Below are 26272 nucleotides of genomic sequence, written 5' to 3' on the forward strand. Positions count from 1 at the left end.
CATGATCGGATTGAGCCACTATCTCACGGTTGCCGCGATCCTGTTCACGCTCGGCGTGCTCGGCATCTTCATCAACCGCAAGAACGTCATCGTCATCCTGATGTCGGTCGAGCTGATCCTGCTTGCCGTGAACATCAACCTCGTCGCCTTCTCGACCCATCTCAACGACATCACCGGGCAGGTTTTCGCCCTGTTCGTGCTGACGGTGGCCGCGGCCGAGGCCGCGATCGGTCTGGCGATCCTGGTGGTGTTCTTCCGCAACCGCGGCTCCATCGCCGTCGAGGACGTGAGCATGATGAAGGGCTGACGCTCCCTCCCCGAAGAGAGCCCCGTCCCCTTCGTCCGCCTGCTGCGAGGCACGACCGACCCATGTATCACGCGATCGTCTTCTTCCCGCTGATCGGCGCCCTGATCGCCGGCCTGTTCGGCCGGCTGATCGGCGCACGGATGAGCGAGCTCGTGACGACGGGCTGCCTCGCCTTCGCGGCGCTACTGTCCTGGGGCGCCTTCTTCCTCGTGACCGGCGACGGCCGCGCCGAGACCGTGCCCGTCGCGCAGTGGTTCTCGGCCGGCGACCTCGTGGTCGACTGGGCCTTCAAGGTCGACACGCTGACCGCGGTGATGCTCGTCGTCGTGACCTCGGTCTCGACGCTCGTGCACCTCTACTCCATCGGCTACATGCACGAGGATCCGCACCGGCCGCGCTTCTTCGCCTACCTGTCGCTGTTCACCTTCGCCATGCTGATGCTGGTGACGGCCGACAACCTCGTGCAGATGTTCTTCGGCTGGGAGGGCGTCGGCCTGGCTTCCTACCTGCTGATCGGCTTCTGGTACGAGAAGCCCTCGGCCAATGCCGCGGCGATGAAGGCCTTCATCGTCAACCGCGTCGGCGATTTCGGCTTCTCGCTCGGCATCTTCCTCGTCTTCGTCCTCACCGGTTCGGTCGGCTTCGAGGCGATCTTCGCCAAGGCCCCGGAGCTGAAGGACGCGACCTTCCACTTCCTCGGCCATGACTGGCACGCTCTGACGCTCGCCTGTCTGCTGCTGTTCATGGGCGCCATGGGCAAGTCGGCGCAGTTCCTGCTGCACACCTGGCTCCCCGACGCCATGGAAGGCCCGACCCCGGTTTCGGCGCTGATCCACGCCGCCACCATGGTGACCGCCGGCGTGTTCATGGTCGCGCGCCTGTCGCCGCTCTTCGAGCTGGCCCCCACCGCGCTCACCGTCGTCACGGTCATCGGCGGCATCACCGCCTTCTTCGCGGCGACCGTCGGCCTCGTGCAAAACGACATCAAGCGGGTCATCGCCTACTCGACCTGCTCGCAGCTCGGCTACATGTTCGTCGGCCTCGGCGTCGGCGCCTACGCCACCGGCGTGTTCCACCTCTTCACCCACGCCTTCTTCAAGGCGCTGCTGTTCCTCGGCGCCGGCTCGGTCATCCACGCGATGCACCACGAGCAGGACATGCGGAACATGGGGGGCTTACGCCGCTACATCCCCTTCACCACGGCGATGATGACGATCGGCACGATCGCGCTGATCGGCTTCCCCTTCACCTCCGGCTACTACTCCAAGGACGCGATCATCGAGGCGGCCTACATGTCCGACCGCCCCGGCCACGTTCTGGCGTTCCTCGCCACCGTGATCGCCGCGCTGATGACCTCGTTCTATTCCTGGCGCCTGTTCTTCCTCACCTTCGAGGGACCTCAGCGCTGGGTGGCCCACGGCGCCCACGGTCACGACGATCACGCGCATGACCATGCCCATGCCGCGACCGCGCACACCGCCTCGTCCCACCAAGCCGATGGCGCACCGGGGCATCACGAGGGCGTCGCTCACGACGACAAGGGCCACGACGTCGAGCCCGCCTCGCACAGCGCGATCGAGCACCACGACGACCACGCCCACACGCCGCACGAGAGCCCGCTCGTGATGACGATCCCGCTCGCGATCCTGGCCTTCGGCGCCCTGTTCGCCGGCCTGATCTTCAAGGAGCGGTTCATCGGGCACGACATGGACAAGTTCTGGGGCCACGCGCTCCCGCACGGGTCCGGCAACGACATCATGCACAAGATCCACGACGCGCCGGGCTGGGTCGCCGCCTCGCCCTTCGTGATGCTCGTGCTCGGCTTCCTCCTGGCCTTCTGGATGTACATCCGCCGGCCCGACATGCCGCACCGCCTCGCGGAGTCTCAGCCGATCCTGTACCGCTTCCTGCTCAACAAGTGGTACTTCGACGAGATCTACGACCGGATCTTCGTGCGGCCGGCGAAGAACTTCGGCCTGTTCCTCTGGAAGGAGGGTGACGGCCGCATCATCGACGGCTTCGGTCCCAACGGCATCTCGGCCCGGGTCGTGGACATCACCCGTGGCGTGGTCCGCCTCCAGACCGGCTACGTCTATCACTACGCCTTCGTGATGCTCGTCGGGGTCGCCGGCCTGATCACGTGGTACCTCGTCTCCGGCGTGCCGGCGGGAACGGTTGGAGGGACCCACTGATGCTCGGCCTCGGTCTTCTCTCCGGGCTCCTGATCGTTCCGCTCGCGGGCGCCGCCTTCATCCTGACCTTGGGGGAGGAGACGGCAGCCGTGAAGCGCAACGCCCGCTGGGCCGCGCTGATCACGACGGTCGTCACCTTCCTGCTCTCGCTGGTGGCCTGGGCCCGCTACGACATCGCGTCCCCGAGCTTCCAGCTCGTCGAGAGCCATGCGTGGCTTGCCGAGACGATCCGGTTCAAGCTCGGCGTCGACGGTTTCTCGATGCCGCTGATCCTGCTGACCACCTTCCTGATGCCGTTCTGCATCGGGGCGTCGTGGCTCTCGGTCGAGAATCGGGTCAAGGAGTACTTCGTCGCCTTCCTCGTCCTCGAGACGACGATGATCGGCGTGTTCTGCGCCCTCGATCTCGTGCTGTTCTACCTGTTCTTCGAGGCAGGCCTGATCCCGATGTTCCTCATCATCGGCATCTGGGGCGGCAAGCGGCGCATCTACGCGAGCTTCAAGTTCTTCCTCTACACCCTGCTCGGCTCGGTGCTCATGCTGCTCGCCATCATGGCGATGTACTGGGAGGCCGGCACCACCGACATCCCGACGCTGCTGGCCCACCGCTTCCCCGTCGGCCTGCAATGGTGGCTGTGGCTCGCCTTCTTCGCGAGCTTCGCGGTGAAGATGCCGATGTGGCCGGTCCATACCTGGCTCCCCGACGCCCACGTCGAGGCGCCGACCGCGGGTTCGGTGATCCTGGCGGGTATCCTGCTCAAGATGGGCGGCTACGGCTTCATCCGGATCTCGCTGCCGATGCTGCCGGATGCCTCCGCCTCCTTCGCGCCGCTCGTCTTCGCGCTGTCGGTGATCGCGATCATCTTCACCTCGCTTACCGCGATGATGCAGACCGACATCAAGAAGCTGATCGCCTACTCGTCGGTGGCGCATATGGGCTTCGTGACGCTCGGCCTGTTCACCCTCAACGAGCAGGGCATCCAGGGCGCGCTGTTCCTGATGATCTCCCACGGCATCGTCTCGGGCGCGCTCTTCCTCTGCGTCGGCGTCGTCTACGACCGGATGCACACCCGCGAGATCGCCGCCTATGGCGGCCTCGTGAAGCGGATGCCGCTCTACGCCGCGGCGATGATGGTCTTCACCATGGCCAATGTCGGCCTGCCGGGCACGTCGGGCTTCGTCGGCGAGTTCCTGGCGATGATGGGCGCCTTCCGCGCCAACCCGACCGTGGCCTTCTTCTCGGTCTTCGGCATCATCCTCTCGGCCGGCTACGCGCTGTGGCTCTATGCCCGGGTGATCTACGGGAAGCTCGACAAGCCCAACCTCCAGGGCATTCTCGATCTCGATAACCGCGAGAAGATCATCATCGCGCCGCTCGTCGCGCTGACGATCTGGTACGGCGTCCACCCGGCCCCCGTGCTCGACACCTTCGCGCCCTCCACCGAGGCGCTGATGCAGAACATGCGGGCCGCGCTCGCCAATACCCAGACCGCCGAGGCCGCAGCCAAGGCCGCACAATCCGCCGCGGCGGAGAAGGCAGCCGTTCTCGCCTCCCAGAAAACCGTCGAGGCCGCCGCGCGATGACCCCGATCCAGTCCGTCCTGCCGGCGATCACGCCGGTCCTGCCGGAGATCGTCCTGAGCATCGGCGCTCTGCTGCTCGTCCTCTACGGGGCATGGCGCGGCGAGCGCTCGTCCGAGGGCGTGAATGTCGGCGCGCTGATCCTGCTGATCTTCACCTTCTTCCTCGTCGTCTCGCAGACGGGCAACGTGACGACGCTGAACGGCGCCTTCATCGCCGACCCGTTCGCACGGGTGATGAAGGCGCTGATCCTGATCGGCTCGGCGGCGACTATCCTGCTCTCGCGCGACTACTTCCAGCGCGAGCGCATCGACCGGTTCGAGTACCCGATCCTGATCGTGCTCTGCACCATCGGTATGCTGGTGATGGCCTCGGCCAACGACCTGATCTCGCTCTATCTGGGCCTCGAACTGCAGTCGCTCGCCGCCTACGTCATCGCCGCTTTCCATCGCGACGACGTGAAGTCCACGGAAGCCGGCCTGAAGTACTTCGTGCTCGGCGCGCTCTCCTCCGGCATGCTGCTCTACGGCGCCTCGCTGGTCTACGGCTTCACCGGCACGGTCTCCTTCCCTGGCATTGTCACGGCGCTCAACGGCCCGACGAGCTTCGGCATCGTGCTCGGCATCGTGTTCGTGGCCGCCGGCGTCGCCTTCAAGCTCGCTGCCGTGCCGTTCCACATGTGGACGCCGGACGTCTACGAGGGCTCGCCGACGCCGGTCACCGCCTTCTTCGGCTCCGCGCCGAAGGTCGCCGCGATGGCGATGACGGTGCGCGTCTTCATCGGCGCCTTTCCCGACGTCACCGCGGTCTGGCAGCAGATCATCGTGTTCGTCTCGATCGCCTCGATGGCGCTCGGCTCCTTCGCCGCTATCGGCCAGCGCAACATCAAGCGCCTGATGGCCTATTCCTCCATCGGCAATGTCGGCTACGCCCTGATCGGCCTCGCCGCGGGCTCGGAGGAGGGCGTGCGCGGCGTGGTCATCTACATGGTGATCTACCTCGCCATGACGCTCGGCGCCTTCGCCGTGCTGCTGTCGCTCCGCCGCAAGGACAGGATGTTCGAGACGATCGACGACCTGTCGGGCCTCTCGCGCACCCATCCCTGGCTGGCCTTCTGCCTTGCCGCGATGATGTTCTCGCTCGCCGGCATCCCGCCGCTCGCCGGGTTCTTCGCGAAGTTCTACGTCTTCTCCGCCGCGATCCAGGCGGGTCTGGTGACGCTCGCGGTCGTCGGCGTGGTGACCTCGGTGGTCGGCGCGTTCTACTACCTGCGCCTCGTCAAGGTGATGTACTTCGATGAGGCCAAGGCCCCCTACGAGCGGATCCCGCCGGGCTCGGCCATCGTGCTCGGCGTATCGAGCGCCGTCGTGGTGCTGTTTTTCCTGATCCCGGCGCCGCTCGTCGCCGCGGCGGGCGACGCCGCGAAGTCGCTGTTCTAAAGGCGGATGCAGTTCCGCTTAAGCCAAGCGGCCCGGTCCGAGGGACATCGGCTCCACAGCCACGACCGGCTCGATTCGACCAACAGCGAGGCGATGCGCCTCGCTCATGGCGGCGAGGCCGGCCCGCTCTGGGTCACGACCCGGCGCCAGGAGGCGGGCCGCGGCCGCCGCGGCAACGCCTGGACCTCGCCGGAGGGCAACCTCGCCGCGAGCCTGCTGCTGCCGGTGGCGGGTGTCGCACCGGAGATGGTGGCCACGCTCGGCTTCGTTGCGGGCGTGGCGTTGGTCGATGCGATCAGGGATGCGTGCCGTCTGGACCCTTCCCCCCTCTCCCCGCAGGCAGGGGAGGGGGATGCGCTGCCGCAGGGCATTGCCGCTGCCCACGCCGCCATCCATCTGAAGTGGCCCAACGACGTCCTCGCCGACGGCCGGAAACTCGCCGGCATCCTGCTGGAGGCCGAGACGCTTCCGGGCGGGCGACGGGCCGTGGTGGTCGGGTTCGGCGTCAACGTCGCGGCGGCGCCCGAGGGTTTGCCCTATCCCGCAGCCGCACTTTCGGCTTTTTCCGCGGCGGATGCGCCGAGGTTGCTCGAATTCCTGTCGGAACGGTTTGTCGAAGCCGTCCGGATCTGGAACAAGGGGCGCGGATTCTCGAATATCCGGCGGCAGTGGCTGGAGCGCGCGGCGGGGGTAGGGGCCCCCGTGTCGGTTCGCATGGCCGAAGTCACGCTGACGGGCATCTTTGAAACGATCGACGAGGGGGGGCGGCTCGTGATCCTCGCCCCGGATGGAACCCGACGAACCGTGACGGCGGGCGAGGTGCATTTCGGACGTGCCGCGACGGCGGCCTGAGACTGGATAGACGAACAAGATGACGACACGGCAGGACGAACTCGTCTTCGTGCCGCTCGGCGGCGTGGGCGAGATCGGGATGAACGCGGGCCTCTACGGGATCGGACCCGAGAAGCAGCGCAAGTGGATCATGGTCGATTGCGGGATGGGGTTTGCCGGCGAGGAAGGCTTGCCCGGCATCGATCTGATGTTCCCCGACCTCACCTTCATCGAGGAGCGCAAGAAGGACCTTCTCGGCATCTTCATCACCCACGCGCACGAGGACCATATCGGCGCGATCTCGGAACTGTGGCCGCGGATCAAGGCCCCGGTCTACGCCACGCGGTTTGCCAAGCAGTTGCTGGAGACCCGCCGCCTCTCCGAGCCCGGCGCGCCGAAGGTCGACCTGCGCGAGATCAAGCCGGGCCGGCGCGTGACGGTCGGGCCGTTCGAGATCGAGTTCGTGCCGGTGGCGCACTCGATCCCGGAATCGAACGCGGTGGCGATCCGCACCGAGCACGGCCTTGTGCTGCATACCGGTGACTGGAAGCTCGACGACACGCCGGTCGCGGGCGACTCGACCTCGCCCGAGGCCTTCACCGCGCTCGGCGACGAGGGCATCCTGGCGCTCGTCTGCGACTCGACCAACGTGCTGCGCGAGGGCCGCTCGCCGAGCGAGACCGAGGTCTCCGCAACACTGCGTAAGCTGATCGAGAACGCGCCCCACCGCGTCGCGGTGACGACCTTCGCCTCCAACGTCGCTCGCATCCGCGCCGTGGCGGAGGCCGCCCAGGCCTGCGGCCGGCAGGTGATCGCCGTCGGACGCGCCATGGACCGGGTGATCGATGTCGCCCGCGAGTGCGGCTATCTCGACGGTCTGCCGGATTTCCTCTCGGCCGATTCCTACTCGCACCTGCCGCGCGACAAGGTGGTCTGCCTGCTCACCGGTTCGCAGGGCGAGCCGCGGGCGGCGATGTCGCGGGTCTCGCGCCACGACCATCCGGCGATCTCGCTGACGGCCGGCGACCGGGTGATCTTCTCCTCGCGCGCCATTCCCGGCAACGAGCGCGATGTCGGAGCCATCATCAACGACCTGATCGAGGACGGCATCGAGGTCATCACCGACCGCACCGAACTCGTCCACGTCTCCGGCCATCCGCGCCGGGAGGAGATGGTGGCGATGTATTCGTGGACGCGGCCGAAGGCGGTGGTGCCGGTCCATGGCGAGGCGCTGCACCTCGACGAGCACGCGCGCTTCGCCCGCTCGCAGGGCGTCGAGTCGGTGGTGAAGGCCCGCAACGGCGCGGTGGTCCGCCTCGCTCCGGGCAAGCCGGAGGTGGTCGAGCACGTCCGCGCCGGCCGGCTCTACAAGGACGGCAACGTCCTCATCGACTCCAAGGACCGGGCGATCCCGGAGCGGCGCAAGCTCTCGCAGACCGGCATCGTCTCGGTGGCGCTCGCCATCGACGAGCGCGGCGAGATGGCCGGTGAGCCGGCGGTGGACATCATGGGCCTGCCCAATCGCGGGCGCGGCGGCGAGCCCTTGCTCGACACCGTGGTCGATACGGTCAACCGGACGATCAACGGCCTGTCGCGCGGCAAGATGAAGGACTCGGAGGCCGTGGAGAACGCGGTCGATCGCGCCGTGCGCTCCGCCGTCAACGAGGCCTGGGGCAAAAAGCCCGCCTGCCACGTGCAGGTGGTGGAGGTGTGAAGCAGGGTCTCCTCCCCCAGGGGAGGAGACCGACGGGCAGGGAGGGAAAGAACAATGATCGGACGGCTCAACCACGTCGCCATCGCGGTGAAGGATCTCGACGCGGCGACCGCAATCTACCGCGACACCCTCGGCGCCAAGGTGACCGAGCCGCTGCCGCAGCCCGAGCACGGCGTGACGGTGGTGTTCGTGGAACTGCCCAACAGCAAGGTCGAGCTGATGTCGCCCCTTGGCGAGAACTCGACCATTCAGGGCTTCGTCGACAAGAACCCGGCCGGCGGCATCCACCACGTCTGCTACGAGGTCGAGGACATCATCGCCGCCCGCGACAAGATGAAGGCGGCCGGCGCCCGCGTGCTCGGCACCGGCGAGCCGAAGATCGGTGCCCACGGCAAGCCGGTGATCTTCCTCCACCCCAAGGACTTCCTGGGAACGCTGGTGGAGCTGGAGCAGGTCTGATCCGGCTTCCGCTCGATCAAAGCGGAAACCGGATCGGCGAGCCCGCGCGGCGCTTGAGCGAAGACCAGATCCGCCATTCCCAAGGGATCAATCGGATTTGGTCTGACAGGCCCTGTTCGGCTCAAGTCCGGCCGGGTCTCAGCCCGGCCGTTTTTCCATGACCGTTTGCAGACGATGACCCGCTCGCCCCTTCGCACCCTCACCGCCTCGACGCCCCTGACCCTCCTGACGGTGGCGGTGCTGATCGCGCTCTTCGCCACGGTGGCGGTGAAGGGCTTCGACCTGACGGTGTTCGGCGCGCTGGCGCTCTACTTCGTGCTGTGGTGGACTTTCCTGTTCGCGATCCTGCCGCTGGGCAACGCGGCCGAGGCGGATCCGCAGCGGCTGGTGCCGGGCCAGGATCCGGGAGCGCCTGCGAGCCCGCGCCTGCGCGAGAAGGCCCTGCTGACGACGGTCCTAGCGGCCGTCGCGTTCTTCGCGGCCCTGCTGATCTTCCCGCTCGCCCGGCTCTGACGAAGCCGCGGCACCGCACAGCTCCAAAACAAAAAGCAAGGCACGAGGCCTTGCTTTGGATAACCGAAGTATTTCCAGCCTAATTATATCGCGCATTTCTTGCGGCGCGTTGGCTGATTGTTCCTCCCAAGACCCGGACCGTGCGCTGCCTCGTGGGCTGCGACCATCACGGCGCTGCTTATAGGAAGAAGATTTCCCTTTGTCATCAGGGGAGAGACGGTTCGCAGCGTTTTTTTGCAGGGCGCGTGGCAAACGGCTTCCGCCGGGCGCGAAGGTCGAGGCGCGTCACCGCTTCGCCGGCTTCGTTCCGCCTTATTGCAGGTCGATCCTGTGTTCGTAGGGCGCTTGTATTTTGCAGGGGCAATGTGTTGTGTGCCCTCGCATGCCGGCCTGGCTCCTCCCCGGCTGCGCCCGCCGTCTTCCAAGGTCGAACGATGCGTCTCTCCCGCTACTTCCTGCCGATCCTGCGCGAGACGCCCAAGGAAGCGGAGATCGTCTCGCACCGCCTGATGCTGCGCGCCGGCATGATCCGCCAGGAGGCCGCCGGCATCTACGCGTGGCTGCCGCTGGGTCTGCGCGTCCTCAACAAGGTCTGCGACGTGATCCGCGCCGAGCAGGACCGCGCCGGCGCCGTCGAGATCCTGATGCCGACGATCCAGGCCGCCGATCTCTGGCGTGAATCCGGCCGCTACGAGGCCTACGGCAAGGAGATGCTGCGGCTGAAGGACCGGCATGAGCGCGAGCTGCTCTACGGCCCGACGGCGGAAGAGGTCGTCACCGAGATATTCCGCGCGAGCGCCCGCTCCTACAAGGATCTGCCCAAAAACCTCTACCAGATCTCGTGGAAGTTCCGCGACGAGGTGCGCCCGCGCTTCGGCACCATGCGCTCGCGCGAGTTCCTGATGAAGGACGGCTACTCGTTCGACCTCGATCAGGCCGCCGCGCGCCACTCCTACAACAAGGTCTTCGTCTCTTACCTCCGCACCTTCGAGACGCTGGGCCTCCGGGCGATTCCGATGCGCGCCGATACCGGCCCCATCGGCGGCGATCTCAGCCATGAGTTCATCATCCTGGCCAAGACCGGTGAGAGCGAGGTCTTCTGCGACCGCGCCTATCTCGACATGCCGGTGCCGCCCCCGTCCGTCGATTTCGACGACGTCGCCGGCCTGCAGGGCGTGGTCGATTCCTGGACCTCGCACTACGCCGCCACCGACGAGATGCACGACGAGGCGGTCTTCGCCGAGGTGCCGGAAGCCTCGCGCCTCTCCGCCCGCGGCATCGAAGTCGGCCACATCTTCTATTTCGGCACGAAGTACTCGACCCCGATGAAGGCGGTCGTCACCGGCCCCGACGGGCAGGAACGGCCGGTCCATATGGGATCCTACGGCATCGGCCCGAGCCGGCTCGTGGCCGCGACCATCGAGGCGAGCCATGACGAGGCCGGCATCATCTGGCCGGACGCCATCGCCCCCTTCGATGTGGCGCTGATCAACCTCAAGGTCGGTGACGCTGCGTGCGATGCCGCCTGCGCCGAGATCCAGTCGGGGCTCGAGACCGCCGGCCTCTCGGTGCTCTACGACGACCGCGACGAGCGGCCGGGCGCCAAGTTCGCCACCGCGGATCTCATCGGCCTGCCCTGGCAGGTGATCGTCGGCCCGAAGGGTCTGGCGGAGGGCAAGATCGAGCTGAAGCGCCGCGCCAGCGGGGAGCGCGAGACCCTCGATCCCGTCGATCTTCCCGCCCGCATCCGGCGCGTCTGAGGACCGGCCGCGATGGCACTCGCGTTGGGCAAGGGCGGCGTCTCCTTGAGAGGCGCCCTGGAACGGCTGAAGAATGCCCGCGCGAGCGCCTCGACGCCGCCTTTCGCCGGATTCGAGTGGATCATCGCCGGCCGCTACCTGCGCGCCCGCCGCCGGGGCGGCGGGGTCTCGGTGGTGGCCCTGTTCTCGGTGCTCGGCATCGCGGTCGGCGTGGCGACCCTCATCATCGTGCTCTCGGTGATGAACGGCTTCCGCACCGAGTTGCGCTCCAAGATCATCGGGCTCAACGGCCACGTCTTCGCCGCGCCGATCGATCGGCTCTTCACCGATTACGTCGATCTCTCGGAGCGCCTGGAAAAGGTCGCGGGCGTGCGCGCCGTCGTGCCGATGGTGCAGGGGCAGGCCTTCGCCTCCTCGCCCTATGGCGGCTCCGGCGTGCTCGTGCGCGGCGTGCGCGAATCCGACCTGCCGAAGATCCCGGCCGTCTCCGGCGCGATCAAGAGCGGCACGCTGGAGGGCTTCGACGACGGCCAGGGCGTGGCGCTGGGCAAGCGGCTCGCCGACGCCCTCGGCCTCCAGGCGGGCGATCAGGTCACGCTGTCGACGCCGAAGGGCGCGAGCACGCCGTTCGGCACCGCGCCGCGCACCAAGACCTACACCGTCAAGGCGATCTTCGAGATCGGCGTGACCGATTTCGACACCACCATGGCCTTCATGCCGCTGGCCGAAGCGCAGGCCTTCTTCAACCGCGACGGCGACGTCAGCGTGATCGAGATCTATCTCGACGACGCCGACGCGGTCGGCGAGATGCGCGAGCCCCTGGAGATGGCGGCCGAGCGCCCCGTGCTGCTCACCGACTGGCGCCAGACCAACCGCACCTTCTTCGGGGCGCTCGAGGTGGAGCGGAACGTGATGTTCCTCATCCTCAACCTCATCGTCATCGTCGCGACCCTGAACATCATCTCAGGTCTTATCCTTCTCGTGCGCGACAAGTCCTCGGACATCGCGATCCTGCGCACCATGGGGGCGACGCCGGGCACGATCATGCGGGTCTTCCTCATCAACGGAGCGCTGATCGGCCTTGTCGGTACGGCGATCGGCCTCGTCGGCGGCGTGCTGTTCACCCTCAACATCAAGCCGATCCAGCGCACCCTGTTTCCCACGGCCTGGGACCCCACCGTGCGCTTCCTCGCCGAGATCCCGGCGGAGATGAACACGAGCGAGGTCGTCATTATCGTGATCACCTCGATCCTGCTGTCGCTGGTGGCGACCCTCTATCCCTCCTGGCGCGCCGCCCGGCTCGATCCGGTGCAGGCTCTGCGCTACGGCTGACGGAACGCCCCGATATGGCTCAGACGAATGCCGGCGGCGCTCAGCCCGTGCCGGCCCTGTTCTTCGCGGGCGTCCAACGCCGCTACGCGCAGGCCGATGGCGCGCTCGAGATCCTGCGCGGCACCGATCTGGCGATCTGGCCGGGCGAGCTGGTCGCCCTGGTGGCGCCCTCGGGGGCCGGCAAATCGACCCTGCTCCACGTCGCCGGCCTCTTAGAGCGCCCGGACGGCGGCGAGGTCTATATCGGCGGCCAGCCGACCGCCGGCATGTCGGATGCCGAGCGCACCCGTCTGCGGCGCGAGGAGATGGGCTTCGTCTACCAGTTCCACCACCTGCTGCCGGAGTTCTCGGCGCTGGAGAACGTGGTGCTGCCCCAGCTCATCCGCGGACTCGCCCGCCGGGAAGCGGAGGCGCGGGCCGCCGAACTCCTGAGCTTTCTCGGCCTCAAGGACCGCCTGCCGCACCGCCCGGCCGAACTCTCCGGCGGCGAGCAGCAGCGCGTCGCCATCGCCCGTGCGGTGGCCAACGGCCCGCGCCTGCTGCTCGCCGACGAGCCCACCGGCAACCTCGACCCGCAGACCGCGGGCCGGGTCTTCAGCATCCTGCTCCAACTCGTGCGCGCCTCCGGCCTCGCGGCCCTGATCGCGACCCATAACATGGAGCTTGCCGCGCGCATGGACCGCCGGGTGACGATCCGCGATGGGATGATCGAGCCGTTGGCTTAGACAAGCGGGCTTGCTATCGTTGTCAAATATGACAACATCGTCCGCATGGCGCGACGAACCCGCCCGATTTCATGGATCAAGGCGGCTCGGAAAGCTTTCGAGACGTTCCCGCGTGACGCGCAGGACGAGTGCCTGAGGGCCCTCACCATTGCTGCGGAGGGGGAGCGGGCGGATATCGTCAAGCCGTTGCAGGGATTGGGCTCCGGCATCTGGGAGGTCGTTTTGCGTCATCGCAACGATGCCTTTCGGGTCGTTTACGCCGTACAGATCGATGCCGATCTATGGGTCGTGCACGCCTTTCAGAAGAAATCAATCAGTGGGATCAAGACGCCGCAGCACGAAATCGATGTCGTGCGTGAGCGCTTGAAGCGCCTGAAGGAGGCTCTTGCATGAGCGAGGACTTCGAACTCATTCGCGGAACCGGCAATGTCTTTCGTGATCTTGACCGCGAGGATGCGGATGCCGAGCAGCTCAAGGCCCTGCTGGCCGCTCAGATCATCGCTTGTCTCGATCGGCGTCATCTGACGGGCCAGGCCGCGAGAGAGGCTACGGGAATCGCGACGGCCGACTTTTCACGAATCCGGCGGGCTAAGCTCGATCGCTTCACAGTCGATCGTCTCATGAGCATCCTCAATCGCCTTGGACAGCAGGTTGATGTCTCCGTCACGCTTCGCGAGCGGCCGGCGGCCTGAACCTTCCGCTGCAAAGACACAGTAGGAGGTTTTTAACCACGATCCCGATCGGCGCCGTTCTCAGGGCTTTACACAGAACAAAACAGGAACAAAAATCACTCCACCAACACGGAGTGGAAGCCATGACCAAGCGTGTGTTCCTCACCAGCGTCGTCGAGTTCACTGCCTTCGGCCTGCTCTTCGGTGCGGTCGCGCTCTGGGCGGTAGCCTTGGCGCCGATCCATTAATCGATCCTGTTTCGTTCCCTGCGGCGGCGGGGGATGCACAGGAAAGTGTGGCCCCTGCGCCGAAGGCGGGAAATCGACCGCCGGATCTGATGCAGGCAGGGCACGGGCGGTGGATATCCCCGGCCCATGCGCCGAAGCGCATCGACTCCGTAACCTTGAATCGGGATCCTGGCCGGCCCCGTGAGGCCGAGCAAAAAGATCCCGATGGCGCGCACGCTCAAAGAAGTCGGCTTCGTCCACCTCCACGTCCATTCCTCCTACTCGCTGCTCGAAGGGGGCGTGAAGGTCGCCGACCTCGTCAAGGCGGCGGCCGCCGACCGGCAGCCGGCGCTCGCGCTCACCGACACCAACAACCTGTTCGGCGCGCTCGAATTCTCGGAAAAGGCCGCCGGCACCGGCATCCAGCCGATCGCGGGGCTCCAGCTCACGGTCTGTTTCGAGGCGCCCGACCCGATGGCGCGGATGCCGCAGGCCGGCTGCGCCAACATCGTGCTGCTGGCCCAGGACGAGACCGGCTACGGCAACCTGCTGCGGCTCGGCAGCCGGGCCCATTTCGACGGGCCGCTCGGCGCCGCCCCCAACCTCGCCGTCTCGGCGCTGGAGGGCAATGTCGACGGGCTGATCGGTCTGACCGGCGGCCTGACGGGGCCGCTCGACACCAGCCTGCGCGCCGGCCGCGCCGACCAGGCGGCGCGCCGCCTGGAGGTCCTGAAAGACGCTTTCGGGGAAGATCGCCTCTACGTCGAGATCCAGCGCCACGGTCTCGACGACGAGCGCGCGGTGGAGCGCGAATTGCTGCGGCTCGCCGACGGCAACGGCCTCGGCATCGTCGCCACCAACGAGCCGTTCTTCGCCAAGCCCGGCGATTACGACGCCCATGACGCGCTGCTCGCCATCGCCGAAGGCCGCCTCGTCTCCGACGAGCGCCGCCGGCGGCTGACCCCGCGCCACGCCTTCACCACGCGTGCCGCGATGATGGAGCTGTTCCGCGATCTGCCCGACGCGCTCTCGGCCTCCGTCGAGATCGCCATGCGCTGTGCCGTCCGGGCGCGCACCCGCAAGCCGATCCTGCCGAACTTCGCCAGCGTCGCCGCGGGCGAGGCGCCGCCCATGGCCGAGGCGCTGGCCGAGGCCGCCGATGCGCCGGTTCAGGCGGTCGCCGCCGACGAGCCGACCGAGCTGTGCCGTCAGGCCGAGGCTGGGCTGGAGCTGCGCCTGAAGCAGCACGGCACCGCGCCGGGCTTCTCGGAGGAGGATTATCGCGCGCGCCTAAAGTTCGAGCTCGACGTCATCGTCAAGATGAAGTTCCCGGGCTACTTCCTGATCGTCTCGGACTTCATCAAGTGGGCCAAGGACCACGACATCCCGGTCGGCCCGGGCCGCGGCTCGGGCGCGGGCTCCCTGGTGGCGTGGTCGCTCCTCATCACCGACCTCGATCCCCTCCGCTTCGGCCTGCTGTTCGAACGCTTCCTCAATCCCGAACGCGTCTCGATGCCGGACTTCGACATCGACTTCTGCGTCGAGGGCCGCGAGCGGGTGATCCGCTACGTGCAGCAGCGCTACGGCGAGCGGCAGGTCGGGCAGATCATCACCTTCGGTACGCTGCTCGCCCGCGGCGTGTTGCGCGATGTCGGCCGCGTGCTGGAAATGCCCTACGGGCAGGTCGACAAGCTGACCAAGCTCGTGCCGCAGAACCCGGCCAACCCCGTGACGCTGGCGCAAGCCATCGAGGGCGAGCCCAAGCTTCAGCAGGCGATCGAGGAGGAGCCGATCGTCGCCCGGCTCATCGAGATCTCGAAGAAGCTCGAGGGCCTGCACCGCCACGCCTCGACCCACGCGGCCGGCGTGGTGATCGGCGACCGCCCCCTCGAAGAGCTGGTGCCGCTCTACCGAGACCCGAAGACGGGCATGCGGGTGACCCAGTTCAACATGAAGTGGGTCGAGCAGGCGGGGCTGGTGAAGTTCGACTTCCTCGGCCTCAAGACCCTGACGATGCTGCGGTGTTGCACCGACCTGTTGAAGCAGCGCGGCATCGAGGTCGATCTCGCCCAGATCCCCCTCGACGACAAGAAGACCTACGAGCCGATGGGGCGCGGCGAGACGGTCGCGGTGTTCCAGGTAGAATCCGCCGGCATGCGGAAGGCGCTGTGCGAGATGCAGGCCGACCGCCTGGAGGACATCATCGCGCTGGTGGCACTCTACCGGCCGGGCCCGATGGCCAACATCCCGGTCTATTGCGAGCGCAAGCTCGGGCGCGACGCCGGCAACGAGGCGAGCTGGTACTCGCACCCGATGCTCGAGCCGATCCTGAAGGAGACCTTCGGGATCATCGTCTACCAAGAGCAGGTGATGGAGGTCGCGAAAGTCCTCGCCGGCTACACCCTGGGCGAAGCCGACATGCTCCGCCGCGCCATGGGCAAGAAGATCAAGGCGGAGATGGACGCCCAGCGCGACCGCTTCGTGAAGGGCTGCCTCGAGAGCGGCATCGCTCAGGCCAAGGCCAACGAGATCTTCGACCTTCTGGCCAAGTTCGCCGATTACGGCTTCAACAAGTCCCACGCGGCGGCCTACGCGCTCGTGACCTACCAGACGGCCTATCTGAAGGCGAACTATCCGGTCGAGTTCCTGGCCGCGGCCATGACGCTGGACATCGACAACACCGACAAGCTCGCCGAATTCCGCCAGGACGCGCAACGCCTGAAGATCACCGTCGAGCCGCCCTCGGTGAACACGTCGGGCGTCGTCTTCGACGTGAAGGAGGGGCGCATCCTCTACGCGCTCGCCGCGATCAAGGGCGTCGGCCGCTCGGCGGTCGAGTCGATCGTCGCCGCCCGCGGGGACAAGCCGTTCAAGGACCTGGCCTGCTTCGCCCGGCGCCTCAACCCGCGCCACGTTAACAAGCGTACGCTCGAGAACCTGATCGCGGCCGGGGCGCTGGACTGCATCGAGCCGGACCGGGCCCGGGCCTGGGCCGCGGTCGAGCCGATGATGAAGATGGCCCAAGGCGCGGCCGAGGCCGAGACGTCGGGCATCACCGACATGTTCGGCGGCGTCGCCTCCGCCGACGTGGCCCTGCGCATCCCGCCGCACGAATTCTGGACCCATACCGACAAGCTCAAGCGCGAGTGCGACGCCATCGGCTTCTTCCTCTCGGGCCATCCGCTCGACGAGTACGGGCCGATCCTCGAGAAGCTGCGGGTCCAGTCCTGGGCCGATTTCTGCCGGGCGGTGCGGGCGGGCTCGGCCAGCGTCGGGCGGATCGCGGCCTCGGTGCTCGACCGCTCCGAGCGGCGCACCAAGAGCGGCAACAAGCTCGGCATCGTCATCCTCTCGGACCAGACCGGCCACTTCGAGGCGATCATCTTCTCCGAGGGGCTGAACCAGTACCGCGACATCCTCGAACCCGGCCGCCCGCTGGTGCTGACGATCCAGGCGAATCTGGAGGGCGAGGACGTGCGCGCCCGCATCACCACCGCCGAGCCCCTCGATCAGGCCGCCGCCCGCCACCAGAAGGGCATGCGCATCTTCCTGCGCGACGACCGGGCGCTCAGTTCGGTGCAGCAGCGCCTGACCCTGCGCGGCGAGGGCGAGGTTTCGCTGATCCTGATCCTCGACGGCGGCGAGCGCGAGGTCGAGGTCCGCTTGAAGGACCGTTATCAGGCGACCCCGCAGGTGGCGGGCGCGCTTCGCGCCGTGCCGGGGGTGGTGCAGGTCGAGGTGAACTGAGGCGGTCTCGATCCCAACGCTCAGGTAACCAATCCGATGAGCTTCGCAGGATATGGGCGTGACAGCACCTGTCGTGCCTCACCGCCGCCACAGCTCGGTGATTCTGCCAAGGTAAGGTTCGGCCAAACCCAAGGTGGCGGATGGGGACTCCGGTTGGCGGAGTTCGTCCGGCTCCGCGCGGCGACCGAAGCCCTGCGATTGCCGCGGCGCCGTACAAGGCTGCCGCTGATGGAGTGTGGAATGACCGGACACGGTTTGAGAATGATCGCGGCCGCCGCCCTGGTGGGGCTGGCCGGCACGGCGCAGGCGGCGCAGTGCGGCAACACCGCCGCCGGTTTCGAGGCGTGGAAGGACGAGTTCGCCGCCGAGGCCAAGGGCCGTGCGAGCCCGGCGGCGCTGGCCGCGCTCGCCAACACCTCCTACTCCACGGCGACGATCTCGGCGGATCGCGGTCAGAAGAGCTTCAAGCTCTCGCTCGACCAGTTCCTGGCCAAGCGCGGCGGCAACACCATCGTCTCCCGCGGACGCGCGCTCAAGGCGCAGAACGCGGCGCTCTTCGCCTCGATCGAGCAGCGCTACGGCGTGCCGCCGGGCCCGCTTCTGGCGATCTGGGGCATGGAGACCGGCTTCGGCGCGGTGAAGGGCAACGTCAACACCCTCTCGGCGGTGGCCACGCTCGCCTATGATTGCCGCCGCTCGGCCTACTTCACCGACCAGCTCTACGCCGCGCTCAAGCTCGTCGACAGCGGCGTGCTGACGCCTGCGACCCGCGGCGCCGCCCATGGCGAGGTCGGCCACACCCAGTTCCTGCCCAAGAACGTCCTGACCTACGGCGTCGGCGGCAGCCTCGACAGCGCCCCGAACGCGCTGAACTCCACCGCCAACTTCCTGAAGGGCCACGGCTGGCAGCGGGGCGCGGGCTACCAGCCCGGCGAGCCGAACTTCGCTGCGATCCAGGGCTGGAACGCCGCCGGCGTCTATCAGCGCGCCATCGCGCTCCTCGGCGCCCGGATCGACGGGCAGTAATCCGTCCGTCACGGCGAGCGGAGCGGGCCGTCCCGCGGCGCGACCCTTCCGAAGAGGGTGGCGCTCCGGATCGCTCCGCCTCGCGCTGACGAAGGCGAGACTAGGCGCAGGCCGCGCGCCGCTCGTGCAGGCGCTCGGCCACGAGGGCCTGGAGCGACCACAGGTGCCGGTCGTGGATGCCGAGCCGGGCGCAGGCCTCCACGGTGCGGAACAGGTACTCGGCGCTGGGCCCGAGATGCCCGCAGGCCGCCGCGATCCTGTCCGCGATCTCGGCGTCGGACAGGCGGCCGGTATAGCGGTCGCTCGCCCGGTTCACCATGAAGGTCAGCGCCGTGACCGGCCCGGTTTCCGTCTCCACCCTGACCCAGCGGCCCTCGTAGCCCTTGCCCTTCATCTCCCGCCGCCAGACCGGCATCAGGGTCGCGTGCGGGTCGGTGTCGGCGAGGCGGAAGGCGACGCCGCGGCAGACGCCGCCCCGGTCGAGCCCGAGCACGAGGCCGGGACTCTCCGGCGTGCCGCGAAACCGCCGCTGCAGCAGGCAGAAGCGGCGGTGCCAGCCCCGCAGCGTACCGAGCCGCTGCTCGGTGACGGTGAATTCCGGGCTCCACAGCAGCGAGCCGTAGGCGAACACCCACAGGCCGCCGTCGGGCGAGGCCCGCCGCGCCAGCATCGCTTCGAGTTCGGGCGCGAGGTCCTCGTCGGAGAGCAGCGTCAGCGCTGTTTCATCGTCGGGGATGGCGTCGGGATGGGCACGGGCGATGAGGTCGAGGGAAAGGGACAGGGGCGGTGGGGTCATCGGGCCCGAACGGACCATTTTTGGGGGCGTGAGTGCAACCCGTTTCGCTCCTCCCTCGTCGTTCCGGAGCGCCGCAGGCGAATCCGGAATCCACGATGGGCCGCGACCTCCGATTTCAGCGCCGCATCACGGATGGATCCCGGGTTCCGCGATGCGGCCCCGGGATGACGGAGAAGGCATGGGCGCCGCTCTTCCCCAGACGGTCTGCCCAGAGCGGGCAACATCCGGTTCAGCCGGCCGCTGAGTCCAACTCCGGAAACGGCTCGCTGCGGTGCCCCTCGCAGACCTCTTCCTCCTCGCGCAGGATCGTGAGCGCGCCCGCTTCCTCGCGCAGCACCAGCTTGGGCCGTTCCGGCGTGTCGAGGCTGCGGCCCTTCATGCGGGTCGAGACGCAGTAGAGCCGGCGTCCGCCATCCTCGAACGGGCCGGCGATCCGGCTTCGCTCGAACCGCACCGGAAGCAGCGAGACCGAGCCGAACGCGACTTGGCCACGGGCGAGCGCCGCAATCCGTTCGCGCACGCTGCCCATGGGCGTGGCGGCGGAGGGCGGCGCCGCGCGCACCGAGCATCCGGCGGCGGTCACGGCCACCGCCAACACCATGCCCCCGCGCCCCCCGAGCATCGCCGAATCTCCTGTTGCGGGTGAAGGCGTAGCAATTTCCATCAGAGCGGGAAACGGCCCGACGCCCACATCGCGGTCCTGCGTCCGGCCCTGCTCCTGCGGGGCGAAAACATGCTTATCTCTCCCCCATGCAATGGATCGACGAAGGCCTCGTGATCGGCCTGCGCAAGCACGGTGAGACCGGGGTCGTGCTCGAACTGATGACGCTGGAGCACGGGCGTCATCTCGGGCTCGTCCATGGCGGCCGCTCGCGGCGGATGCAGCCGATGCTCCAGCCCGGCAATACGCTGCGCGCGACGTGGCGGGCGCGGCTCGACGGGGCGCTCGGCTCCTACGCGGTCGAGCCCCTGACCCTGAACGCCTCGCGGCTGATGGATTCGGGCCTCGCGCTCTACGGCATCGGCCATCTCTCGACGCTGCTGCGCCTCCTGCCCGAGCGCGACCCGCATCCGGCGCTCTACGAGGCCGCGCAGGTTCTGATCGCCCATCTCGACGAGCCCGAGATCGCCCCCGCGCTGATGGTGCGGTTCGAACTCGCCCTGCTTGCCGGGCTCGGCTTCGGCCTCGACCTGTCCCATTGTGCCGCCACGGGGGCCAACGACGCTCTGGTCTACGTCTCGCCGAAGAGCGGGCGCGCGGTCAGCGCCTCGGCGGGCGAGCCGTTCCGCGATCGCCTGCTGGCCCTGCCGCCCTTCCTGCGTGACCGCGACCAGCCCGGAAGCGGCTGGCGCACCCCCGACGCCCACGACGTTCGGGAGGGGTTTACCTTGACGGGCTACTTCCTCGATCAGCATGTCTGGCGCCCGAGGGCGCAGGACACGCCGGAGGAGCGGGCACGATTCGTCGCACTCGGCACTGGCCAGCGCTGAGGATGTTCGTGCTATGTTCCTGCCAGTCTCACGGGAAGGCCGTGATCCGTCCTGACGGGTTGCGGGTGGGAGGCCGGTGAGCATCGGCCTTCGGACGAAAACTGACGATGTGGAGTGAGTGATGGGCCAGCCCGTCCTGCCGCCGCCGGGCGACGGCATCGAGAGCGTCGAGCTGAAGACGGCGCTGGAAGAGCGCTACTACGCCTACGCGCTCTCCACGATCATGCAGCGCGCGCTGCCCGATGCCCGCGACGGCCTCAAGCCGGTGCACCGGCGCATCCTACATGGCATGAACCTGCTGCGTCTCAACCCGACCGCGGCTTTTAAAAAGTGCGCGAAGATCGTTGGCGACGTGATGGGTGACTTCCACCCGCACGGCGACCAGGCGATCTACGACGCGCTGGTGCGCCTCTCCCAGGATTTTGCCCAGCGCTACCCGCTGGTCGACGGCCAGGGGAATTTCGGCAACATCGACGGCGATGGTCCGGCCGCCTACCGCTACACCGAGGCGCGGCTGACCGAGGTCGCCCGCCTCCTGCTCGACGGGATCGACGAGGACACGGTCGATTTCCGCCCCTCCTACAACGGCGAGAAGGAGGAGCCCGTCGTCCTGCCGGCGGCCTTCCCGAACCTTCTGGCCAACGGTTCGCAGGGCATCGCGGTCGGCATGGCGACCTCGATCCCGCCGCACAACGCCGCCGAACTCTGCGACGCGGCGCTCTACCTGATCCAGAACCGCGAGGCGACGTCCGAGCAGCTCTGCACCTTCGTGCAGGGGCCGGATTTCCCGACCGGCGGCATCCTGATCGATAGCCCCGACGTGATCCGCGAGGCCTACCGCACCGGCCGCGGCGGTTTTCGCGTCCGTGCCCGCTGGGCGAAGGAGGATCTCGGCCGCGGCACCTGGAACATCGTCGTCACCGAGATTCCCTACGGCGTGCCGAAGGCGCGGCTGATCGAGAAGCTCGCCGACCTGCTTCAGGAAAAGAAGCTGCCGCTTCTCGCCGATGTGCGCGACGAATCGGCCGAGGACGTGCGCGTCGTGCTGGAGCCGCGCTCGCGCTCGGTCGATCCGGTGCTGCTCATGGAGTCGCTGTTCCGGCTCTCGGAGCTGGAAGCGCGGGTCCCGCTCAATCTCAACGTGCTCGTCGGCGGCGTCGTGCCCCGCGTCATCGGCCTCGCCGAGTGCCTGCGGGAATGGGTCGATCACCGCCGCGTCGTGCTCCAGCGCCGCTCCAGCTACCGCCTGGGCCAGATCGAGCGCCGTCTCGAAATCCTCGGCGGCTTGCTCATCGTCTATCTCGACCTCGACGAGGTGATCCGCATCATCCGCGAGGAGGACGAGCCGAAGGCCGCTCTGATGGCCCGGTTCGAACTCACCGAGGTCCAGGCCAACGCCATCCTCGACACGCGCCTGCGCTCGCTGCGCAAGCTCGAGGAGATGGAGCTGAAGCGCGAATTCGAGGCGCTGACCCAGGAGAAGGAGGGGATCGAAGCGCTGCTGGGCTCCGAGAAGCTTCAATGGACGGAGATCACCAAGCAGATCCGCGCGGTGAAGAAGACCTTCGGACCCGAGACCAAGCTCGGCAAGCGGCGCACCACGCTCGAGAACCCGCCAGACACCGCCGGTATCGACTTCACCGCCGCCATGGTCGAGCGCGAGCCGATCACCGTGATCCTGTCCGAGAAGGGCTGGATCCGCGCGCTCAAGGGCCATGTCGCCGACCTGTCGGGGGTCACCTTCAAGGGCGACGACACGCTCAAGGTCTCTTTCCTAAGTGAGACCACAGCAAAGATCCTGCTGCTCGCCTCGAACGGCAAGGTCTTCACCATCGAGGCCTCGAAGCTGCCCGGTGGGCGCGGCTTCGGCGATCCGGTGCGGCTGATGGTCGATCTCGACGACGGCACCGAGATCGTCGCGGCTCTGCCCTACAAAGCTGACAGCAAGCTGCTGGTCGCCGGCTCGGACGGGCGCGGCTTCATCGCGCCCTCGGACGCGCTGGTCGCCAACACGCGGAAAGGAAAGGCGATCCTCGGCCTCGACGAGGGGACGAGCGCGACGTTGCTGGTGCCGGCCGAGGGCGATCACATCGCCGTCTGCTCGTCCGACAAGCTGATGCTGGTCTTCCCGGCCTCGGAGGTGACGGAACTCAGCCGCGGCAAGGGCGTGCGCCTGCAGCGCTGCCGCCAGAGCCGGCTCACGGACGCCTGCGTCTTCACGCTCGCGGACGGCCTGCCCTGGCGCGACGGCTCGGGACAGGCGCGGCTCTATCAGGTGGCCATGCTGGAGAAGTTCATGGGCCACCGGTCCGATGCCGGCGCCCTGATGACCCGCAGCTTCCCGAAATTCGAGCGGTTCGGGAAGTAGTTTTCGGGACTTTCGGGCGGTGCCTCACGGGGCACCGCTCAGCGGCTCGATCGAGCGAAGAGCCGTCCGGCGACTTTAGCGGCGGCGGAACTGCTGGCCGCCGCGCTGGGGCGGACGGGGACCGGAACGCTCGTCCTTGTGGCGGAACACGAGGCGGCCCTTTTCCAGATCGTAGGGCGACATCTCCACGGTGACGCGATCGCCGGCCAGGGTCTTGATGCGGTTCTTCTTCATCTTGCCGGCCGTGTAGGCGACGATCTCGTGACCCTGGTCGAGCTGCACGCGGTAGCGCGCATCCGGCAGGATCTCGACGACCAAGCCGTCGAACTGCATCAATTCCTCTTTCGCCATGCACCTGTCTCCGGCCGGGCTGCCTGCACGGGGCGCTCCGGCAAAATCAAAAATCGGTCTGTCGTGCGAAACGCGCGGCGCTGCGGGTCCGATCCGCTGACGGAGAGGCGCGAGCGATGCCGGGCGTCGGGCGCCTTTCGCGAAACTCCCGGATCGGGGAGTCCTCCCTCCGGCCGGCGGGCGGCACGACGGGCGTTTCGCGAAGGGCACCAAGCCTGCGACTTAAGCGTCGGGGGGCCTTTGTGCAAGAATAACCGCCGCGCAAGCGCCGCTTAACCTCAACGTCGGACGGGATTTCGCGACGCGCGCGGCCTCATTGCGAACTCATCGAGGGCTCATGGCGAGACTTCGTTGCCGGCAAAGTCGAGCCGCCCATCCGGGAGCCGGCGCCACGCGGTGACCGCGAAGGGCGGCTTCACGAGGTCGCCGCTGCCATCGAACGCCACCTCGCCGAGCACGGTGCGCAGGGGAGCCCCACCGTGCAGGAAGGCCGCGACCCGGGCCGGCTCCACCGAGCGGGCGCCCTCGATCCCCTGCCGCACGACCTCCACCGCCGCGTAGGCTGGGCCGGCGAACATCTCGGCCTCCGGGCTCCGCGGCGCCTTCGCGGCGCCCTTCGGCTCGGGGAGCCGGGGCGGCGCGGACGGCACCGTCATCAGCGTGCCCTCGGCCCCGGGGACCTGTGCAAACTCCTTGTCGAGGAGGCCGTCGCTGCCGATCATCGTGGTGGTCAGCCCGGCCTCGCGCATCGCACGGATCAGCCCCGCGGCCGGGGCGGACAGGCCGCCGAAATAGAGCGCTTCGATTCCCAGTGCCCGGAGCTTGGCGACCAGGGCGGCGGTCTCGCGGTCGTCGCGGGAGACGCCCTCGAACAGCCGCTCCTGCCCGCCGCGGGCCTTCAGCGCGCGGGCGGCCTCGTCGGCGAGGCCGCGGCCGAAGCTGGTCTTGTCGTGGACGATGGCGACCGGCTTGCCGCGGAAGCGCTCGGCGAGCAGCGTGCCGCCGAGCGTACCCTGCTGCGCGTCGCTGCCCCCGAGCCGGAACAGCAGGCCGGCCCCGCGCCGCGTCAGCGGCGCCCAGGTCGCGCCGGGGATGACCGACACGATGCCGGCCTCCTCGTAGACCGCACTCGCCGCAGCACTCGCGCCGGAGGTGAGGGGACCGACGACGAAGCGCACGCCGCTCGAAGCGAACCGGCGGGCGACCGCCACCGCCTGTTTCGGGTCCGCGGCATCGTCCTGCACCACGAGCAGGAGCCGGCGGCCCAGTACGCCACCCGCACGGTTGATCTCGGCGACCGCCTGCTCGGCACCGAGCCGCGCCCCCTGACCGAAGCCGGCATCCGGACCGCTCAAGGGGGCCGCGAGTCCGATCTTCAGCGGCTCGGCGGCACCCGCCGGGCCCGCGAGGGCCAGGGCGAGAAGGGTTGCCAACGCGCTCCGCTTCGTCACACCACGCTCCCGTCCGGCCGCCGCACCATCCCCGAATCTTGATGAGGCCCGCTCGCGGGCCTTGCAAGCGCCACCGTTGGCCGCATTGCGAAAGGGGCCGGCATGCCTACCTCTTCCGGAACGGGACGGTCGGGGGCGGCGGAACCGAAGATTTCTTAGGACGTGTTGCCCATGCTCTCCACCGAGGACGACATCCTGCGCGCCGCCGAGGGCTGGCGGCGCGAGGGGCGCGCCGTCGCGCTCGCCACCGTGATCGAGACCTGGGGCTCGGCCCCCCGCCCGGTCGGCAGCCATCTCGTCATCGACGGCGACAGCCGCTTCCTCGGCTCGGTCTCCGGCGGCTGCGTCGAGGGTGAGGTCATCACCGAGGCGCTCGACGTGATCGAGGACGGGCGTCCGCGCACCCTGGAATTCGGCGTCGCCGACGAGACCGCGTGGCGGGCCGGGCTCTCTTGCGGCGGCCGCATCCGCGTCTTCGTCGAACGCATCGACTGATCTTCCTCAAATCCTCTTCCGCTCCCATCGTGAGCGGCCCGCCTCGCATCGAACGACAGACCCCATGCGCCTCGACACCCTGTCGGCCCTCAATGCGGAGCGCGCGGCGCGCCGCGCCGCCCTGATCGTCACCGATCCCGGCGACGGCAGCCAGCGCCTCGTGCGCGCCGCCGCGATCGACGCGGATCCGCTCGGCCCTCTGCTGCGCGAGCGCCTGCGCAGCGGCCGCAGCGGGCTCGCCGAGGGTCCGGATGGGCGCCCGGTCTTCGTCGCCGTCCACGCACCGCCGGTGCGCTTCGTCGTGGTGGGGGCCGTGCATATCTCCCAGGCGCTGGTGCCGCTCGCGGGCCAACTCGGCCTCGACCTCGCGGTGATCGATCCCCGCACCGCCTTCGCCAGCCCCGAGCGCTTTCCCGGCGTGCGCCTGATCGCCGAATGGCCGGACAAGGCGCTGGAAGAGATCGGCCCACTCGACGCCTACACGGCATTGGCCGCACTGACCCACGATCCCAAGATCGACGATCCCGCCCTCGTCGCGGCCCTGCGGGCGGATTGCGCCTATATCGGCGCGCTCGGCTCGCGAAAAACCCATGCGCGCCGCGTCGAGCGTCTCACGGCGGCGGGGTTCGACGCGGCGGCGATCGGCCGGATCCACGCGCCGATCGGGCTCGACATCGGCGCGGTCTCGCCCGCCGAGATCGCGCTGTCGATCCTCGCGCAGCTCGTCGCGACCCTGCGCAAGGGCCGCATCGAGGATCGCATCAAGGCCCCCGACGCGGCGCGGGCGGGAGCCTGAT

General features: G+C 68.3%; 23 protein-coding genes. 19 read left to right on the forward strand and 4 right to left on the reverse strand.

Going from position 1 to position 26272, the window contains the following annotated elements; all coding sequences use genetic code 11:
- Nucleotide 1 precedes the first annotated feature (1 nt).
- From nuoK to HNR51_RS16515, 15 genes are all read left to right on the forward strand, one after another.
- On the forward strand, nucleotides 2-307 hold the full coding sequence (gene nuoK / locus HNR51_RS16445; protein WP_003598182.1) for an NADH-quinone oxidoreductase subunit NuoK: 306 nt from the start codon (nucleotides 2-4) through the stop codon (nucleotides 305-307).
- Between the two features lie 62 nt (nucleotides 308-369).
- Nucleotides 370-2499: an NADH-quinone oxidoreductase subunit L gene (nuoL, locus tag HNR51_RS16450; protein ID WP_182555636.1), complete on the forward strand. Its 2130-nt coding sequence runs from the start codon at nucleotides 370-372 to the stop codon at nucleotides 2497-2499.
- Nucleotides 2499-4082, forward strand: coding sequence for an NADH-quinone oxidoreductase subunit M (locus HNR51_RS16455; protein WP_012452935.1), 1584 nt, complete (start codon nucleotides 2499-2501; stop codon nucleotides 4080-4082). The genes nuoL and HNR51_RS16455 overlap by 1 nt, the downstream gene beginning before the upstream one ends.
- Nucleotides 4079-5518: an NADH-quinone oxidoreductase subunit NuoN gene (nuoN, locus tag HNR51_RS16460; RefSeq protein WP_141950592.1), complete on the forward strand. Its 1440-nt coding sequence runs from the start codon at nucleotides 4079-4081 to the stop codon at nucleotides 5516-5518. The genes HNR51_RS16455 and nuoN overlap by 4 nt, the downstream gene beginning before the upstream one ends.
- Nucleotides 5519-5524: 6 nt before the next feature.
- Nucleotides 5525-6370: a biotin--[acetyl-CoA-carboxylase] ligase gene (locus HNR51_RS16465; RefSeq protein WP_182555637.1), complete on the forward strand. Its 846-nt coding sequence runs from the start codon at nucleotides 5525-5527 to the stop codon at nucleotides 6368-6370.
- 19 nt (nucleotides 6371-6389) lie between these two features.
- On the forward strand, nucleotides 6390-8063 hold the full coding sequence (locus HNR51_RS16470; protein ID WP_141950591.1) for a ribonuclease J: 1674 nt from the start codon (nucleotides 6390-6392) through the stop codon (nucleotides 8061-8063).
- Between the two features lie 54 nt (nucleotides 8064-8117).
- A complete protein-coding gene (mce, locus tag HNR51_RS16475; RefSeq protein ID WP_012452931.1) occupies nucleotides 8118-8522 on the forward strand; it encodes a methylmalonyl-CoA epimerase in 405 nt (134 codons plus the stop codon).
- A 174-nt stretch (nucleotides 8523-8696) separates the two neighbouring features.
- Nucleotides 8697-9035, forward strand: a complete 339-nt coding sequence (locus HNR51_RS16480; RefSeq protein WP_141950590.1) for a DUF1467 family protein — start codon at nucleotides 8697-8699, stop codon at nucleotides 9033-9035.
- 434 nt (nucleotides 9036-9469) lie between these two features.
- Complete coding sequence (proS, locus tag HNR51_RS16485; RefSeq protein WP_182555638.1) at nucleotides 9470-10795, forward strand: proline--tRNA ligase; 1326 nt, start codon at nucleotides 9470-9472, stop codon at nucleotides 10793-10795.
- A 12-nt stretch (nucleotides 10796-10807) separates the two neighbouring features.
- Nucleotides 10808-12127, forward strand: coding sequence for a lipoprotein-releasing ABC transporter permease subunit (locus tag HNR51_RS16490; RefSeq protein WP_012452928.1), 1320 nt, complete (start codon nucleotides 10808-10810; stop codon nucleotides 12125-12127).
- 14 nt (nucleotides 12128-12141) lie between these two features.
- Nucleotides 12142-12852, forward strand: a complete 711-nt coding sequence (locus tag HNR51_RS16495) for an ABC transporter ATP-binding protein (protein ID WP_182555639.1) — start codon at nucleotides 12142-12144, stop codon at nucleotides 12850-12852.
- A gap of 45 nt (nucleotides 12853-12897) precedes the next feature.
- Nucleotides 12898-13245: a type II toxin-antitoxin system RelE/ParE family toxin gene (locus tag HNR51_RS16500; protein ID WP_052300023.1), complete on the forward strand. Its 348-nt coding sequence runs from the start codon at nucleotides 12898-12900 to the stop codon at nucleotides 13243-13245.
- A complete protein-coding gene (locus HNR51_RS16505) occupies nucleotides 13242-13544 on the forward strand; it encodes a helix-turn-helix domain-containing protein (RefSeq protein WP_012452926.1) in 303 nt (100 codons plus the stop codon). The genes HNR51_RS16500 and HNR51_RS16505 overlap by 4 nt, the downstream gene beginning before the upstream one ends.
- Before the next feature lie 431 nt (nucleotides 13545-13975).
- Complete coding sequence (gene dnaE, locus HNR51_RS16510) at nucleotides 13976-17497, forward strand: DNA polymerase III subunit alpha (RefSeq protein WP_012452924.1); 3522 nt, start codon at nucleotides 13976-13978, stop codon at nucleotides 17495-17497.
- A 240-nt stretch (nucleotides 17498-17737) separates the two neighbouring features.
- Nucleotides 17738-18523 (forward strand): lytic murein transglycosylase, encoded by a 786-nt coding sequence (locus HNR51_RS16515; protein WP_012452923.1) that lies wholly within the window; start codon nucleotides 17738-17740, stop codon nucleotides 18521-18523.
- 100 nt (nucleotides 18524-18623) lie between these two features.
- Here the strand turns inward: HNR51_RS16515 and HNR51_RS16520 are convergent, their stop codons facing one another.
- The gene (locus HNR51_RS16520) at nucleotides 18624-19319 is read right to left on the reverse strand and encodes a gamma-glutamylcyclotransferase (RefSeq protein ID WP_182555640.1); all 696 of its coding nucleotides are present in this window, start codon (nucleotides 19317-19319) and stop codon (nucleotides 18624-18626) included.
- 229 nt (nucleotides 19320-19548) lie between these two features.
- On the reverse strand, nucleotides 19549-19941 hold the full coding sequence (locus tag HNR51_RS16525; protein WP_182555641.1) for a hypothetical protein: 393 nt from the start codon (nucleotides 19939-19941) through the stop codon (nucleotides 19549-19551).
- A gap of 128 nt (nucleotides 19942-20069) precedes the next feature.
- Between HNR51_RS16525 and recO the strand changes: the two genes are divergently transcribed.
- A complete protein-coding gene (gene recO / locus HNR51_RS16530) occupies nucleotides 20070-20810 on the forward strand; it encodes a DNA repair protein RecO (RefSeq protein ID WP_012452920.1) in 741 nt (246 codons plus the stop codon).
- Between the two features lie 121 nt (nucleotides 20811-20931).
- Nucleotides 20932-23178: a DNA topoisomerase IV subunit A gene (gene parC / locus HNR51_RS16535; RefSeq protein WP_182555642.1), complete on the forward strand. Its 2247-nt coding sequence runs from the start codon at nucleotides 20932-20934 to the stop codon at nucleotides 23176-23178.
- Between the two features lie 75 nt (nucleotides 23179-23253).
- Here the strand turns inward: parC and infA are convergent, their stop codons facing one another.
- On the reverse strand, nucleotides 23254-23529 hold the full coding sequence (infA, locus tag HNR51_RS16540; RefSeq protein ID WP_003600463.1) for a translation initiation factor IF-1: 276 nt from the start codon (nucleotides 23527-23529) through the stop codon (nucleotides 23254-23256).
- A gap of 335 nt (nucleotides 23530-23864) precedes the next feature.
- The gene (locus HNR51_RS16545) at nucleotides 23865-24980 is read right to left on the reverse strand and encodes a branched-chain amino acid ABC transporter substrate-binding protein (RefSeq protein WP_182555643.1); all 1116 of its coding nucleotides are present in this window, start codon (nucleotides 24978-24980) and stop codon (nucleotides 23865-23867) included.
- 171 nt (nucleotides 24981-25151) lie between these two features.
- Between HNR51_RS16545 and HNR51_RS16550 the strand changes: the two genes are divergently transcribed.
- Together HNR51_RS16550 and HNR51_RS16555 are read left to right on the forward strand one after the other, a co-directional pair.
- Nucleotides 25152-25475, forward strand: coding sequence for an XdhC family protein (locus tag HNR51_RS16550; RefSeq protein ID WP_012452917.1), 324 nt, complete (start codon nucleotides 25152-25154; stop codon nucleotides 25473-25475).
- 64 nt (nucleotides 25476-25539) lie between these two features.
- The gene (locus HNR51_RS16555; RefSeq protein WP_182555644.1) at nucleotides 25540-26271 is read left to right on the forward strand and encodes an XdhC family protein; all 732 of its coding nucleotides are present in this window, start codon (nucleotides 25540-25542) and stop codon (nucleotides 26269-26271) included.
- Nucleotide 26272: the final 1 nt, after the last annotated feature.

Origin of the sequence: Methylorubrum thiocyanatum (genome assembly GCA_014138645.1) — a bacterium.
Classification (GTDB): domain Bacteria; phylum Pseudomonadota; class Alphaproteobacteria; order Rhizobiales; family Beijerinckiaceae; genus Methylobacterium; species Methylobacterium thiocyanatum.